We start from the raw sequence: 15404 nt of genomic DNA on the forward strand, positions 1-15404 counted from the left end.
CAGTGTCGACAATTGTTCTCGGTATTTCCGGTGCGCTGAATCACGATTCATCCGCAGCCCTGTATGTGGATGAAAAGCTGGTGGCGGCGGCGGAAGAAGAGCGCTTTATCCGCGACAAGCATGCCAAGGGAAAAATGCCCTATCAGGCAGCGAAATTCTGTCTGGAGTTCGCCGGTATCAAGCCGGAAGCGGTGGATGTGGTTGCCGTTCCCTTCGCAGCGATCTCGCTTTTTACCCCGGCCCGCTGGCATTTTGCCAAGCGTTATTGGTACGCGCCCGACCGGGCACTGGATGCCCTGCTCAACGGCAATCGCCGTTTCCGGCGTTATCGCAAGCGGGTTTTCAGCTTGCTGCGTGAATTGGGGATCAACCCGGCCGATGTGGAGTTTGAGCCGGTGGAGCACCACCTGGCTCATGCCTCGAGCGCCTACCACCTGAGTGGCTTCAAGGAAAAAACAGCCATCATGGGGGTCGACGGCAAAGGTGAATATGCCACCACCTTTTTTGGCTATGGCGAGAACGGAAAAATCCATAAAATCAAGGAATTCTATGACCCTGATTCCCTCGGTGGCCTGTACGGTGCCATGACCGAGTACCTCGGTTTCGAAATGCTCGACGGTGAATACAAGGTGATGGGCATGGCGCCCTACGGCGATGCCAGCAAGTATGACTTTTCCCGGTTAATCGATTTCGATGGCAAGGATTTTCGGGTCAATACCAAACTGGTCAATACCGTGGGTCTGCGCCGCTACAAGCAGGATGGCGTTGGTTTCTATTTCAGCCCGCAGCTGATTGACTGGCTCGGGCCGAAACGCGAGGGTGATATCGCCGATGAGCCCTACATCGATTATGCCGCCACCATACAGGCCCTGTTTGAAAGCGTGGTGCTCAAGCTGATGGACTATTACCTCGGCGACATTCTCCGGGAGACGGGCAAACTGGCGTTTTCCGGCGGTGGCGCGCTCAACGTGAAGCTGAATCAGAAAATTATCGCCCGGGAAGAAGTCAAGGAGCTCTATGTGCAGCCGGCTTCCGGAGATGCCGGCACGGCGGTGGGTGCTGCCTCCTATGCACTGGTGAAGCGCGGCATCCAGCCGGAGCCCATGCAGCACGTTTACCTCGGGCCGAGCTACAGCAATGAAGATTGTATTCGCGCCTGTGAGGTGCATCCGAACAAGCCCGACTACCAGTTGATTGACCAGGTTCCGCAAAAAATTGCCGCCCTGCTGACGGAGGGACATCCTGTGGCCTGGTTTCAGGGCCGGATGGAGTTCGGTCCGCGTGCTTTGGGTGGCCGCTCCATTCTGGGCTGCCCAAGTGCTCCGGGAGTAGCGAACCGGATCAATGAGCAGATCAAGTTTCGCGAACGCTGGCGACCCTTCTGTCCTAGCATGCTGGATCGCGTTGCGCCACAGATGTTCAGGATAGATCACCCGGCACCGTTCATGACGTTTACCTTCGAGGTGAACGATGAGTGGAAAACCCGAGTGCCGGAAGTCGTCCATGAGGATGGCACTGCTCGCGCACAGGCGCTCAAGCGCGAATACAACCCCCGTTACTATGAGTTAATGGAGGAGATGGAAAAGCTGACCGGCAATGGGGTGGTATTGAATACATCGCTGAATCGTCGGGGAGAGCCCATGGTTTGCTCGCCGACCGATGCCCTGAATATGTTTTTTGGTTCCGACTTGCAGTATCTGATTATGGAAGATGTGTTGGTGATAAAAGCGGGCGCATGAAGCTAAATAACGAGGGAGAATGTCAGTGCTGCAACATTTGCTAAAAGCTGCGTACAGTAGTAAGAAAAGTTTATCTTACCATTTGGTCTCTAATATATTGAGGTCTAAAAATAAAATAATAAAGAAATACCTTGGACGGAGAATTAAAAAAGCGATCAAAATTTATGCAAAAAAAACAAAAATAAATCTTGGTTTCAATAATATTATTAAAAATGAAAAAACGGAAGTTGAATGCTTTTCATCTGACTTGAATACAGCAGTAGTTTATTTTAATGCGGTGCCAGATTACATATATCCATTCTACAAAAAATATCTCTTGGATGACTCTCTGTTTTTGGATATTGGTGCAAACGTAGGTATTCATACGTTAATCGCATTGGCTGCCAACAAACATGTTTATGTTTATTCATTTGAGCCTTCGCCGAAAATATTTTCCAGGCTTGAAAAAAATATAAAAAAAAATACAGCCGACCGTGTTGAATTACATCAGCTGGCAGCTTCAAACAGCAATGGATTCGTTTTTTTTCAAGATTGTAGTGAGGAGGTAAATATTGGTATTTCGCATATTTCAAGCGAAAAAACAGGGATGAAAGTTCAGTCTGTGACCATCGACTCGTTGTTGAGCGATGTAGAGAAAAGGGTTTGTTTGGTAAAGATTGACGTTGAAGGTTATGAGCCGGGTGTTTTAGAAGGCGCAAAAAGTCGGCTTCTCAGAGATAAGCCAGTTATTACATTAGAATTTAATCGGCGTCATTATCCGCTGGAAAATATTTGTGAAAAAATTCCCTACGACCACGATATCCTTCTCTGGGAAAAAACTCGATTTGCTCCCGTTAAAGATTTCTCTGTCTTAAATAAAATCAAGAATTCCAGGGATATTGTTATTATTCCAAAATCGTAGAATTTTATTTATAGGTTTTATAAAAAATGAAAAAAAAACTAATTTTTATTCTTTCATCAAATTACAGCGGATCGCACTTCTTCTCACTTCTTTTGGGTAGTCATAGTCGTGGCGAACATCTTGGCGAACTGAAAAATATTTATAAAAGTTTTGATGCGGTTTCCTGCTATATTTGTGAGGATCTTGGTGACTGCCGCCTCTATCACAATATAAAAGAATGTCCGAAACCGGATTTATATAAGGAATTATTCTCAAGGGTCGATGATAAAGTTGAGTTTTTGGTGGACATTTCCAAAAAATCAGAATGGTTTGAAAACTTTATTCCCAGCAGTGAATACGATATTCGTCTGATTCATCTTGTCAGGGATCCCCGCGCCCTGGCGAGACGCTGGCTGATGCGTTTTGATGAAAAACAGATTGGGTTGCGTGAGCGGATCAAGCAGATCAGAAAGAATCCACTTAAAATCGGCAAGCTGCTTTTTGGCGACCTGTTGACCGTCTGTATCTACAAGTGGATTTCCCAGAATCGAAAAATGGCCGCTTTTGTGAAATCAAGTGGGTTGCCCGCCAGAATGGTTACCTACAAAGAGCTGGCGTTAAGGCCGGACGAGACGTTGGCGGATATTTGTAAATGGATCGATGTCGACTATGAGCCCGGGCAAAAGGGCTACTGGAATTTTGAGCATCACGGTACTCAGAAAAAAGAGTATGAGTGGGTCAGGGAGAAAGGCGGCGCCCAATTCTTTGATCAACGCTGGCGAGAATTTTTGACGGAGACTCAGATAGAGAGAATAGAAAAAAACCGAGATCTTCAGGCGCTGCTAAAGCAGTTTTCCTTGAGGTTTTCTTCCGAAGGACTTGATCATGCGGGGTAGAGGGAGCATCCGTGTCAAAAGGCGTCGTAGGCAACGCAGTGGTGGATCATTTCATGAATTGATCGCGGTAAAACCTTCCGGTGAAATCTTGAAGCCCTCTTTGGCCGCGATATCAATGGCAACGTGAACGAGCTTATCCAGTTTCATCCAGGCAGAGGGCTCGTTGCGAAGGGGTTTCGGCAGCCAGGTATTGGATTTCCAGTTCATGAAGTGCAGGTACATAAACTCCCGCTCGCCGTCGCTACTATTGGTCAGCTTCCCATTTTGCCAAAACCATTGCTGAGGATGATTCATGCTCCCATCCCACCATGGCATGGGAGAGAGGATTGTAGAGTATTGCTCCTTGTAGAGCGTATTTCGCTGGTAAGAAGACGATAACGACCAAAAACACTGTAGCCATTTGGGATGCTTTCGGTGCGGCAGGAATACCTTTGAAAATTTCGATTCATCAATTCCCAGGTGTTGATCGTTTTCAAGTAGTTGCTGCCAGTGCGGTATTTTTCGAAAGGCGTTGCGATATTTCTCGCTATTTCTGAGCAGGCAAAAGTGCCCTGAAATACGCCGTTCATGGTTGCTGATTACGTTATATTTCTGCAGTACGCGCTCTGTCAGAAAAGCCCTCAATTTGCCATAAATGATATCAATGTCGCCAAAGGCGAAGAAATCGTATCCGGTTAGTTGATCCTGGTGGATAAAACCCAATGCCGGCTTCAAGTCACAAAGCTTGTAGGGGTTAGCCGGGTTGAAATCAATACCCAAGTGCGAACTGGCCAGCTGTTTGTAGTCTTCAAACGTGGTTTCGATAAATTGGACATTGGCTGGACAGATTGCCGGTTTTTCGCAATCCGTATAAAAAAGCCAGTTGATATCCGGGTTATACCGGCAGCTCTCAAGATAAAAGTCGATCCACTCGGGCCATTTGCCAAAGTAGGGAATAATTTTAAGAATAGACGAAGTTCTCAAGCCGGGTTGTCACTCTGTTTGAATTATTGTTCTGAATCAGCGGCAACAGCTTTGCCCAGAGTGCTGGTGACCTGAGGCAGTTGCCAGAATTGCTCCCTGACTGCGCAATCGGAGAAATGGTTTTGTAATCGTTGGAAGATCCGATTGTGGTCGGCTTCTGTCAGCTGCTTTTGTGAAACCCGTATCAATCCTTCAGCCAGCGCGTCAGCGTCCCCGAAGGGGAACAGTTCGCCAGTGTCTCCCACGACCTCAGGACCGCCGCCGCAGCCTGAACAGATAATCGGCAGCTCTGCGGCCATGGCCTCGAGCAGAACCATGCCGAATGGCTCGTGGTCCGAGGTCAGGGCAAAGGCATCAAAGGCTCTGAAGTAGCGCCTTGCCTCAATCACGTTGCCCGGAAGCAGGACGTTGTCGCTGATATTGAGTTGAGCGGCGAGCGCCTTCAGTGGTTGCAGCAGTTTTCCGTCACCCAGCATGACCAGCAGCGCACCATCGGGAAGATTGGGCAGTGCCCGGGCAAATCCTTTTATCAGTGTCTGCGGATCCTTGTCGGGGTGCAGTCGGCCAACGCTGCCCAGTATCCAGCTGTTCTCGGGTAGCCGGAGTTTATGTCGTGCCTCCCGACGTTCAAACAGGCCCTGACGTGCGGCATCAACATCAATACGGTTGTAGAGCGTGATGATTTTTTCCTCGGGCCAGTCGGGCAGGTGGGATCGTATTTCATCGCGCACGGCATTCGAGACGGCAAGTAACGTCAATCGGGATTTGAACAGGTTCCCCATGAGGCGTCGGCCAAAGCGGTCAAAATCGCCAAATGAGTGGCGCACACTGAAAATGGGCAGTTCTGTTGCCAGTAGTCCCACATAGGCGGATTTGGCGCGGTGAGCAATACAGGCAGAGAAAGGGTATTGCCGGGCGATTTTTTTGACTTCACGGATAACGGTCAGTTTGGCGCCTGCAAGGGCTTTGCTGTTGTGGCCGAGAAAAATGACCTCATCAGAGCAAGCTTTTTTCGCGACGTCCGGGTCTGGCTCCCCGGTCATAAAAACGGTAATCACCTTATAGGGCGTATCCTTGAACAAAACGGCATACTGCCGGGCACAATCCAGAAAGGGATCGTAGTAGCAGTGGCACAGTTGCAGAATATATCGTTGATCACTGTTCATCTTTGGTTACACAAAGGCTTTTCTGGGCAATGATTTCAACTCGTAGAGTGATAATACAATAACCGGCAACCAAAAAATCAGCCAATAGCCGCGCGGTCTGGAAATCACGGAATCGAGATTGACCAGGCCCATTGTACAGGCGAATACAAATAGAACAGTGGCCACGACGGCATAGGGGTTGGCCCGCAATTTCCAGCCGGTGAGCAATACCGTCAATATCATCAGTAGCAGCAGACTGAGGCCGACAATGCCGCCTGATAGCAGGGCGCCGAGATAGACGCTGTGGTAGGCACTCCAACCGGCTAGCCCGCCTTCAGCGATATAAATGGTCGTTCCATGGCCATGGCCGAACCAGTAATGATGGAACTCCTTCAGATAGCCCGACCAAAGATCAAGCCTGGAGCTTTGTCCCTTTTCGATATAGGCATCAATGAGTGGTGCGAGAAAAATGCAGGCCGCTATCAGTAACATCAGGCCAAGCCCGATCAATAAAAACTTGGTTCTTTTATTGATGGGGGAAAAGACAATCATGGCAAAACCAAAAAACAGGGTTCCGGTAATGGCCAATCGGGTATGGGTCAATACCAGGGTGACCAGAAAAACAGTTAACCCTACCAGCAACAGCAGGACAGTGGACTTCCGCTCCCGGTTGGCCGGTTCATAGAGAAGGCTGGCGAGACAGAGAAGGGCCCCTGCGCCAAGACAAAACCCGGTTCGCACCTTGTCGACCAGGGGGCCGGGAATGGCAAACCGTCTGGTGAGGGGGTAGTCCAGATACAGGTAGTGGTAGGCTGCATAACAGGCGGCGGTAATACTGCCGACAATAATCAGCCATTTGACGAGAGACTGTAACCGGTGGCTTGCCCCGTTAAACGTAAATAAAAAAATAACCCAGAAACTGACCAGATAAAAAATATTTTTAATTGGATTGAGAATGTCGCTGCTTCTTTCTGGCTCGGACCAGAACAGGCTCAGTAAGGAAAAACCCAAAAACAGGGAGGAGGCGATTACTATTCGTGATTCAAGTAGGGCGGACCATTTGCACAGGCCTTTGACGACGATTAATGGGAAAGCAATACACACAAATAGTATAAATAATTTCAGGTGAAGGTTTTTTTCGGGGATAAAAAAAAGGCTTGTCAGCAAAAAAACAACGCTGTAAAAAAAGAGTGTTTTTGTCTTTTCTTCAAACTGTGAAGTCGCAATCATTGTGATGCTAAATCCAAAACGGTTTTTTTAGGGGAGGATGCGATAAGTCCGCTACTTCTGTTTGGTGTAGATGGTCGTCAATAAATCCTGCAGCTCATCTGTTGTAAAGGGGGAGCCCTCGCGGGCCTGGTATCCCTGAATGAAACCGGGGAGGAATCGCATGATAGCCGCCATATCTTCGGGGTAGCGAGCGGTGTGCTGGAAGTTTCGCAGTCGAAATTCCCTGTCCAGCGGCTTGCTGTATATCTTCATGTCGGCAACATCGATAAGCCCCAGGCGGTTTTCCGGGGTGACAACAATATTCCCCATGTGCAATGAGCGAAAATGGATTCCCTTCTCATGCAGCTCCCGAATAAACCTGCCCAGTTTGTTTATGATGATGAGGTCAATCTTGTCGGCCAGCTTCTTGAGTGTTTTACCGGTTAACGGGGAGTAATGCACGGCGGTTCGGTGGATGCATGAAATGCGAAACAGCTCAATCACTGTCACCGTAGGGATCCCTTTTTCGGCCAGCTTCTGCGCATTGCGAACAAACCGCTTCGAGTAAGGGTATATCCGGGCCAATGAGAAGAGGTGCCTTGCCCGGAACAACTTCAAATAGGTGCCATCGGATAAAAGCAGCACTTTTTCACCGAAAGGGTCCGCCTCAATCACGGTAGCGCCTTCCCGGAGGACCTGATACTCCTGCTTGGTCAGTTTTTTCATAACACTCCGGTCCTTGCTGCGGGCCCATTATAAAGGTCGTGCCCTATGGTAAGATACCCTCAATTTACCCTTGGATAATTCCGATGAAATTGACTGTTCCTCGCTTTGACAAGGCTCAGGTTCTGGTGGTCGGTGATCTGATGCTGGATCGCTACTGGCACGGCAATACTTCCCGGATATCGCCTGAAGCCCCGGTCCCGGTTGTCAACGTAGCCCAGTGTGAAGACCGTATGGGCGGTGCAGGCAATGTGGCCCTGAATATTGCCACGCTGGGCGCCGGCGCGTCGTTGGTGGCCGTTGTCGGGCGGGATGAAGCCGCAACTGCGTTGCGGGCCCGTCTCGATTCCGCAGGCATCCACGCGGATCTGCAAGTTTCTGCCACAAAACCGACCATTACAAAATTGCGGGTGATCAGTCGACACCAGCAATTATTGCGTCTCGATTTTGAGGAAAGTTTTGCGGCGGCGGACTGCGATCAACTGCCTGCGAAAGTCGCCTCTCTACTGGCTAATGTCGGTGTACTGGTGTTGTCCGATTATGCCAAAGGCGCACTGCAACAACCCCAGGCGTTCATTCGTGCCGCCCGGGATGCCGGTATTCCCGTGTTGGTGGATCCAAAGGGGACCAATTACGAGCGTTATCGCGGTGCTACGCTACTGACGCCCAACCTTGCCGAGTTCGAGTCTGTGGTGGGGCCCTGTGAAAATGAACAGGCATTGGAAGATAAGGGTGCCGCATTACTTGAGAAGCTGGATATCGATGCCCTGCTGATTACCCGCAGCGAGCAGGGGATGACCCTGTTGCGCAAGGGGGTGCGGGAGCTGCACCTGCCCGCCAGGGCACGTGAGGTGTTCGATGTCACTGGTGCCGGCGATACCGTTATCTCGGTGCTGGCCGCAGCGCTAGCCGCTGGTGAGAACTTGCCTGAGGCCGTGGCCATGGCCAATATTGCCGCCGGTATCGTGGTGGGCAAATTGGGCACGGCAACCGTCAGCATGCCGGAGCTGCGCCGCGCCATTCAACAGGAGCAGGGCTCCGAGCGGGGCGTGGTCAATGAAGAGCAGTTAGCTGCCGATGTGGCAGATGCTCGCGCCCATGGCGAGAGGATTGTATTTACCAACGGTTGCTTTGACATTCTCCATGCCGGCCACGTGGGTTATCTGGAACAGGCGCGGAAATTAGGTGACCGCTTGATCGTCGCGATCAATTCCGATGCGTCCGTGACCCGGCTCAAGGGTGAAGGCCGGCCGATCAATCCGGCAGACCGCCGTATGACGGTTTTGGCGGGCCTGGAGGCGGTCGACTGGGTGGTGTCTTTTGATGACGACACCCCGGAGCGGCTGCTTGAGCTGATCCGTCCTGACATCCTGGTGAAAGGGGGCGATTACAGCCGCGAGCAAGTGGTGGGGTGGCAAATTGTCGAAGGTTATGGCGGTCAGATCGCAGCCCTGGATTTTCTGGACGACTGTTCTACAACGGCTATCGTCAGCAAAATTCAGAAAAAGTAAGCGGTTACTTACTTGCTGTTTCCTGGAGCTGTTGCCCGGATAGCTTTGTCAATATTATCCCGCAGGTGAGCGGGGTTGATGGTGCCGATAATCGCACTGCTCACGCCGGGATGCTGAAAAATCATCTGAAAGGTTTTTTGCACGGGATCTTCCCCTGTCGACAAGGCGGCGTGGCCGCTGGCCAGCGCTTTCTTGATCAGGACGCCTCTGTGCTGTGCCAGGCAATAATCGACCACCGGCAATTCGTGGTCGTACTGAAGATTCCAGGTCACCATGACTGCATCGGATTTTTCGGCGGCCAGCAGCCCCCCCTCGACGGTTTTTGTGGACATGCCGAAGGCGCGAATTTTCCCCTCTGCCTTGAGCTGGGCCAGCATGTCCAGGGTGCCGTAGTCCCGTATGATGGCCTCATCGTTACCATCGGAATGAACCAGCACAATATCGATCATTTCCGTGCGTAGCCGTTGCAGGCTGCGCTCGATGCTGAAGCGGGTATGCTCCGGGGTGAAATCAAAGAACGACTTTCCCTGCTCGAACTCCTCGCCGACCTTGCTGCAAATGACCCATGCCTCCCGCTGTCCTTTCAGCAGCTGGCCCAACCGGGTTTCACTGGTGCCGTAGGCGGGCGCGGTGTCGATCAGGTTAATACCCTGTTCCCGGGCGATGCCGATGAGTTGGGCGGCCTGTTGATCATCCGGTATGGCAAAGTTGTTGGGGTATTTCACACCCTGGTCACGGCCGAGTTTTACGGTGCCGAAACCGAGAATACTTACGTCGATACCGGTGTTTCCAAAGGGTCTTCTGGGCAGCACCGCTATGCTCCAAAAACCGTATGCCACGGCGTGGGCGCCAGTGGTGGGTGTCCAAGAAAACCAAGCTCTGGGATAGGTGCTGCTGAAGGTTGCAGTAGGGATTGTCCCTGTATCAGGGCAATGGCTTCGTCGGCAAGGTTGGGTGTCAGGGTCAGCTTGGTGGGCCAGGCGACCATGACATTCGGGCAGTTTTCTGCCCGGGAGACAAACGCTTTATCGGGGCGGGCAAAATTGCGTTGCCGGGGTTCGGCGCGGTCTACCCGCAAGGTTGCCCACTGTGCGCTGCCGAGATCGACCCAGGGCATCAACGCAGTGAGCTCCTGTCTGGCGGTCCCGATCAGTTGCTCAGCTGTTTGGTGAACACCCTTCTCTGCCAGGCTCCCCCCCAGGTACCAGACCTGTGCGCCGTCAGCGCAGGGGTGGCTGGAGATTGTCAGTCGGGGTGTGGTTTCTGCCCCCAGGCAGTGACCATAAAAGCGGTGTGGATAATGGTGTTTGATCATGACCTGATGCAGTGGTCGGCGCTGCATTTTTGGAGCGGTGATGCCGAGTTCGTTGAGCATGGCTTCATTGCCCTGCCCCGCAGTCAGCACAAACTGGCGAGCGTCAAGCCGTCGGGTCTGCTGGTCGTGCTCAATATGGATGGCCACGGATTGGTCGCTGTTACGCAGCCAATGGGCATGCTGCCAGTCAATATGAAAAATGCGTTCGGCGCAGTTATCGACCAGCGCCTTGACCACGGTGGGCACATCGAGAACCATATCCACCAGCTGGTAGAGGCTGCCCTTGAATGCATTGTGCTGGAAAATGGCGGGACGGTCTTTTTTGGCGACCTTGTTGACTCGCCCACGGGTCGCCTTGCTGGCGAGGAAGGTGGTCATCCGCGACAGTGCACTGCTGCTGGACCACAGATAAAAATGATCGCTGAGAATGGCTGCCCCGCGGAGGTCAACGTCGCCTTCGCCCGCCAGGCAGGATCGCCAGTGGTTCGGCATATCCGCAATGGCCTCCGAGGCACCGGTGATACTGCCGCTGAGGGTATATTTGATACCGCCGTGAATCATGCCCTGGCTGGCAGCGGTCTGATCGCCACCCAGCGCAGTTTGTTCAAGCAGTATCGCGTTGTAGCCAGCCTTGACCAGCCTGTTGAGTAACCAGAGACCGGCGATCCCTCCACCAATAATGGCGATATCGCAACTGAGGTCGGTGTGGTTTTGGCTTTTTTCCATAGAAAATAGAGGGTCTTGTTGCTGCTCGCCGAGCGATGAGTGGTGGGCCCGTCAGCCATTTGCTTTTGACAGGCCTGAAAGGCGCTAGTATACCCTGCCCAATATCTTTATGCTTTCCGCAAATCCGCCCATTACCGGGCAGGCAGGAGACAGTTTTTTGGCACGTTTTTTTTACTCAGCATTGTTCTATCTGCTGATACCCCTGATCCTGATACGCCTGCTGTGGCGAAGTGCCAGAGCCCCGGAGTATCGCCGGCGCTGGCTGGAGCGCTTTGGTTATGTGCCGGGCATTGATCAAGCTCAGACAGCAAAAACTATCTGGGTTCACTCGGTTTCGCTGGGAGAGACCCTCGCTTCAGTGCCGATGATTCGCCGGCTTCAGCAGCGCTATCCCGAGGCGCAACTGGTGGTGACCACCATGACGCCGACCGGCTCAGCCTGCGTCAAAAACACGTTCGGCGACAGGGTCTACCACGTTTATGCTCCCTATGACCTGCCCTGTGCGGTGAATCGTTTTTTGCGACGGGTCCACCCGGACTTGTTGATCATCATGGAAACCGAGCTCTGGCCCAACATGATTCACGGCTGTGCCGATCAAAATATCCCTGTGGTGCTGGCCAATGCCCGCCTGTCGGAAAAATCAGCCCGTGGCTACCGACGATTTGCCGCTCTGACGGAGCCCATGTTGCAGTGTATTGATAGCGTTGCTGTGCAGCACGAAGAAGACGGCAATCGCTTTCTGTCGCTGGGTTTGCCTGCATCACAATTGGCTGTGATAGGAAATATCAAGTTTGACCTGACACTGGATGAGCCATTGCGGACCAGGGCTGCACAACTCCGGGTCCAATGGCAGGCTGGGTGCCGACGTCCGGTTCTGTTGGCCGCCAGCACACATCGCGGGGAAGATGATATTTTACTGGATGCTTTTGAGCGGATCCGCCAACAATTCCCGGCGGTGTTGTTGGTGCTGGTGCCGCGGCACCCGGAGCGTTTCGACGAAGTGGCACAGCGCTGTCTGGCCAGGGGGCTAAATGCCGTGCGTCGCAGTAGTGGCAAGTCCCCTGCGAAGACGGATCAGGTGCTGATCGGCGATACCATGGGCGAACTGCTGGTGTTTTTTGGCGCCTGCGACATAGCCTTTGTCGGCGGCAGTCTGGTGCCCACCGGCGGCCACAACCTGATTGAACCGGCAGCCTGGCAGGTGCCGGTATTGAGTGGGCCACACCTGTTTAATTTTGCCGATGTCTCGAGATTGTTGCTGGAGGCCGGCGGCATGGCCATCTGCAAAGATGCCCGGTCAATTGCCAATACCGTGATAGGGCTGCTGGGCGATCCCGGTGCTGCCGCCCGAATGGGGGAGGCAGCAAAAGTTGTGGCCGAGAAGAATCGCGGTGCGCTTGATCGGTTATTGGCAGTTATCGAACGCCAGCCTTGGTAACATTGATGGCTGGATCCAGCCAGGCATTGAGCTGATAAATGTCTTCCGGACTCAATTGACCGGCCACTTCCTTCAGGCGCAACAGGCTGTCGATATAATCGAAACGGGCGTTGGCGTAGTCACGGCGCGCCTGGTAGAGGTTTTGCTGGGCCAGCAACACATCGACAATGTTGCGGGTCCCCGCGTCGTAGCCAGCTTGGGTCGCTTCCAGCGCACTGGCTGCCGAAGTGATGGCCTGGTTTCTGGCATTCACCCGGGCCTTGTCGGTGAGGACCGACAGGTGCTGAGAACGGGCTTGCTGCACAGTATTGCGTTGTGCGCCGGTAAAGATCTCCTTTGCTTCAACGGATCGATGGAAAGCCTGCCGGCGCTCAGCGCTGACCAGACCCCCGGTAAAAATGGGAATAGTCAGCTGCAGCCCCACCACATGGCCGTCCTGCTTGGTTTCCGACGGGCTGATGTAATACGGGTTGGGGGGATCACTGATATCCCGCCCTCTAAATTCACTTTTTGATTTATCGTCAAAATAGGATATCGAGCCAGACAAGGTGGGGGCATGTTCGTATTTTTTTGAGGTGGCGTTTTCTTCAGCCGCATCCCGCTGGTATTTGGTAGCCTGCAGTGTGAAGTTATTCTGCAGGGCAAATTGAACCCAGTCTTCGCGGCTGAGGGGTTGGGGGTCGACAATGGGGAAGTCCGGCATCAGACCCGCCAGCTGTTCATATCGCTGGCCGGTGAGCACGGTTAAACCCTCAAAGGCGATATCCAGCGCACCGCGGATTTCCAGGGTGTTCACCTTGGCACTATCAAAGGCCGCCTGGGCCTCGTGGACATCGGTGATGGGCAACAGGCCCACTTCGAAGCGCTCTGTGGTTTGTTCGAGCTGACGCTGGATGGCTTTTTGTTCGGCCAGGGCGGTTTCCAGGTTTTCCCTGGCCCTCAGAACCTCAAAATAGGCGTCGGCAGTGCGGAGGATCAGGAGCTGCTGGTCAGCGGCAAACTGCAGCCGGGCCTGTTCGCTGAGGGCTTTGCCCTGCTGGAAGGTGAACCAGGCGGGCAGGTCGAAAATGGGCTGTGTCAGGCTGATGGAATAGCCCTTGGTATCCGTATCCGTATGACCCTCGCGGCCAAAGACAGCGCCCTGCCCCAGCACGGTGGTATTTGCCCCGTCAGACTCCAGCTCTTCGTACTCGCCGCTTGCCGTAATTTGTGGCAGTAAGCCGGCACGGGCAATATTTTTTGATTCGCTGCCCGCCCGGAACGCGGCCTGGGCTGCCCGCAGTTGCGGGTCGTGTTCCACCGCCTGTTCATAAATTTGAGACAGCGTTTCGCCGACGGCAAATGGGCTGATCAAAACCAGTGCCAGACAGCGTAGATGTTTCAAGGGGTGCATCGGAAATCCTTCCATCAGGTGGCTTGTCAGCGCGAGAGTCTAGCAGATTTTCGGCGCTGGAACATGGCTCTGTCCGTAGAACAGGGCTTTCGAAATGGTCTGCGCGGCTGATGAGATTTCAGGCATTGTGAATGCTGGGAGTGACATGAATTTGAGCCGAGAAAGTTGCCGGCTGGGTGTTTATTGACGACGGGTGGTATTTGTGGAGAGTGCCCTGCTTGGAACCCCGGTCGTCAAGGGCCGTTGATTGCCCCTTGAAAGCATGACCCGCCAATGGCTATCGGTTACAGTACCAAAAGAAGAGGGGGGTTGGTTATGTCCAAAGCGGATCGCTATACAGGGAAGGATGTCGAGGTGCTCGGCCGCGAACAGCTGTTTCGTGGCTTTTTCTCGATGATAAAACTGACCCTGCGGCATAAACTGTTCTCCGGTGAATGGTCAGAGCCCATTGTGCGGGAGTTATTCGAGCGGGGCAGTTGCGTGGGTGTGCTGCTCTATGATCCCCGACATGAACTGTTGGCCCTGGCGGAGCAGTTTCGTGTGGGGGCGCTGGAGGATGCCGAAAGCCCCTGGTTATACGAGGTGGTTGCCGGGATGGTTGAACCGGGCGAGCAACTCGAAGAGGTGGCCAGGCGCGAGACCCTTGAAGAGGCGGGCCTGACTCCCGATCGGTTGCTGCCAATCTGTGATTACTGGGTCAGCCCCGGTAATACCAGTGAGCGCATGTATCTGTTCTGCGCGCTGCTGGACTTGAGCTCAGCGGGCGGTATTTACGGGCTGGATCACGAGTCGGAGGACATCAGGCTCCATGTCATGCCAAGAACCGAAGCGTTTGCCCGACTGGACGAGGGGCAGTGCAATAACGCCGCTACTATGATTAGTCTGATGTGGTTGCGAATGAATTACCCGCATTTTGTGTGACAGATTGCGCCATTTTTGATGCCGAGAAAGTGAAGTTGGCAAAAACGTGACTGAGCACTGTGATTTCGAAGATGAAAGTACGTTACAAAGTAGACCTGATCGGGTACATGGCCGAGTGTGACGCAAATTACCTGCGGCTCATGAAGCTGTTTCCCGATATGGCGAACGGTGGCGAGCGCAGAATCGGTCTGCGTCACAACGGCGAGCATGTTTTGCGATTGATTGCACGCGAGCAGACCGCTTACACCACGCTGCTTGAACTGTCTCAGGGAGCCCGGGATGGTGGTAGCGATGGTTGGTTCAAACTGCCGATACTGATGCTGCGTCTCTATCACGATGCCCGTGTTGCGGAGGTGTTGTCCTGGGAAGGTGTCCGGCAAATCAGGCCCCGTTACGATTATCCCAACCGGCAGATGTACCATCAGGATGAAAAGGCACAGTGGAATCGTTTTTTGGGAGATTGGTTATCCCATTGCCTGAAATATGGTTATCATCTGGAGCCGTTATTCGGCGAAACGCCATACGGATGAAACTGGCTGGATTGC

At 53.0% G+C, this 15404-nt stretch carries 14 protein-coding genes; 7 read left to right on the forward strand and 7 right to left on the reverse strand.

Annotated features, from left to right (window positions below; genetic code table 11):
- Positions 1 to 2 precede the first annotated feature (2 nt).
- Genes QZ516_RS11910 through QZ516_RS11920 form a run of 3 tightly spaced genes read left to right on the forward strand, consistent with a single transcriptional unit; the run spans position 3 to position 3515 of the window.
- A complete protein-coding gene (locus QZ516_RS11910) occupies positions 3 to 1739 on the forward strand; it encodes a carbamoyltransferase (RefSeq protein ID WP_297190114.1) in 1737 nt (578 codons plus the stop codon).
- Between the two features lie 19 nt (positions 1740 to 1758).
- A complete protein-coding gene (locus tag QZ516_RS11915) occupies positions 1759 to 2640 on the forward strand; it encodes an FkbM family methyltransferase (protein ID WP_297190117.1) in 882 nt (293 codons plus the stop codon).
- A gap of 26 nt (positions 2641 to 2666) precedes the next feature.
- The gene (locus QZ516_RS11920; RefSeq protein ID WP_297190121.1) at positions 2667 to 3515 is read left to right on the forward strand and encodes a hypothetical protein; all 849 of its coding nucleotides are present in this window, start codon (positions 2667 to 2669) and stop codon (positions 3513 to 3515) included.
- A 51-nt stretch (positions 3516 to 3566) separates the two neighbouring features.
- Here QZ516_RS11920 and QZ516_RS11925 read toward each other — a convergent pair whose 3' ends face one another.
- The 4 genes from QZ516_RS11925 to QZ516_RS11940 form a co-directional block, all read right to left on the reverse strand.
- A complete protein-coding gene (locus tag QZ516_RS11925) occupies positions 3567 to 4478 on the reverse strand; it encodes a DUF6625 family protein (protein WP_297190124.1) in 912 nt (303 codons plus the stop codon).
- Positions 4479 to 4501: 23 nt separating this feature from the next.
- Positions 4502 to 5644: a glycosyltransferase gene (locus QZ516_RS11930; RefSeq protein WP_297190125.1), complete on the reverse strand. Its 1143-nt coding sequence runs from the start codon at positions 5642 to 5644 to the stop codon at positions 4502 to 4504.
- Between the two features lie 6 nt (positions 5645 to 5650).
- A complete protein-coding gene (locus tag QZ516_RS11935) occupies positions 5651 to 6727 on the reverse strand; it encodes an O-antigen ligase family protein (protein ID WP_297190127.1) in 1077 nt (358 codons plus the stop codon).
- A 177-nt stretch (positions 6728 to 6904) separates the two neighbouring features.
- Entirely contained in the window at positions 6905 to 7558 is a 654-nt protein-coding gene (locus tag QZ516_RS11940) for a hypothetical protein (RefSeq protein ID WP_297190130.1), read from the reverse strand.
- Between the two features lie 83 nt (positions 7559 to 7641).
- On the opposite strand from QZ516_RS11940, the gene hldE reads away from it, so the two are divergent.
- On the forward strand, positions 7642 to 9066 hold the full coding sequence (gene hldE / locus QZ516_RS11945) for a bifunctional D-glycero-beta-D-manno-heptose-7-phosphate kinase/D-glycero-beta-D-manno-heptose 1-phosphate adenylyltransferase HldE (RefSeq protein ID WP_297190132.1): 1425 nt from the start codon (positions 7642 to 7644) through the stop codon (positions 9064 to 9066).
- Positions 9067 to 9074: 8 nt separating this feature from the next.
- Here hldE and QZ516_RS11950 read toward each other — a convergent pair whose 3' ends face one another.
- Complete coding sequence (locus QZ516_RS11950; protein WP_297190135.1) at positions 9075 to 9878, reverse strand: aldo/keto reductase; 804 nt, start codon at positions 9876 to 9878, stop codon at positions 9075 to 9077.
- Between the two features lie 2 nt (positions 9879 to 9880).
- The gene (locus QZ516_RS11955) at positions 9881 to 11107 is read right to left on the reverse strand and encodes an FAD-dependent oxidoreductase (protein WP_297190139.1); all 1227 of its coding nucleotides are present in this window, start codon (positions 11105 to 11107) and stop codon (positions 9881 to 9883) included.
- A gap of 157 nt (positions 11108 to 11264) precedes the next feature.
- Between QZ516_RS11955 and waaA the strand changes: the two genes are divergently transcribed.
- Complete coding sequence (gene waaA / locus QZ516_RS11960) at positions 11265 to 12545, forward strand: lipid IV(A) 3-deoxy-D-manno-octulosonic acid transferase (RefSeq protein WP_297190142.1); 1281 nt, start codon at positions 11265 to 11267, stop codon at positions 12543 to 12545.
- Here the strand turns inward: waaA and QZ516_RS11965 are convergent.
- On the reverse strand, positions 12523 to 13938 hold the full coding sequence (locus tag QZ516_RS11965) for a TolC family outer membrane protein (RefSeq protein WP_297190144.1): 1416 nt from the start codon (positions 13936 to 13938) through the stop codon (positions 12523 to 12525). The two genes, waaA and QZ516_RS11965, sit on opposite strands and share 23 nt — an antisense overlap.
- A 315-nt stretch (positions 13939 to 14253) precedes the next feature.
- Between QZ516_RS11965 and QZ516_RS11970 the strand changes: the two genes are divergently transcribed.
- Together QZ516_RS11970 and QZ516_RS11975 are read left to right on the forward strand one after the other, a co-directional pair.
- Positions 14254 to 14859, forward strand: coding sequence for an NUDIX domain-containing protein (locus tag QZ516_RS11970; protein ID WP_297190148.1), 606 nt, complete (start codon positions 14254 to 14256; stop codon positions 14857 to 14859).
- A 71-nt stretch (positions 14860 to 14930) separates the two neighbouring features.
- On the forward strand, positions 14931 to 15389 hold the full coding sequence (locus QZ516_RS11975; RefSeq protein WP_297190151.1) for a DUF1249 domain-containing protein: 459 nt from the start codon (positions 14931 to 14933) through the stop codon (positions 15387 to 15389).
- The last annotated feature ends 15 nt before the right edge of the window (positions 15390 to 15404 follow it).

Source organism: uncultured Porticoccus sp. (genome assembly GCF_913061305.1).
Lineage (GTDB): Bacteria > Pseudomonadota > Gammaproteobacteria > Pseudomonadales > Porticoccaceae > Porticoccus.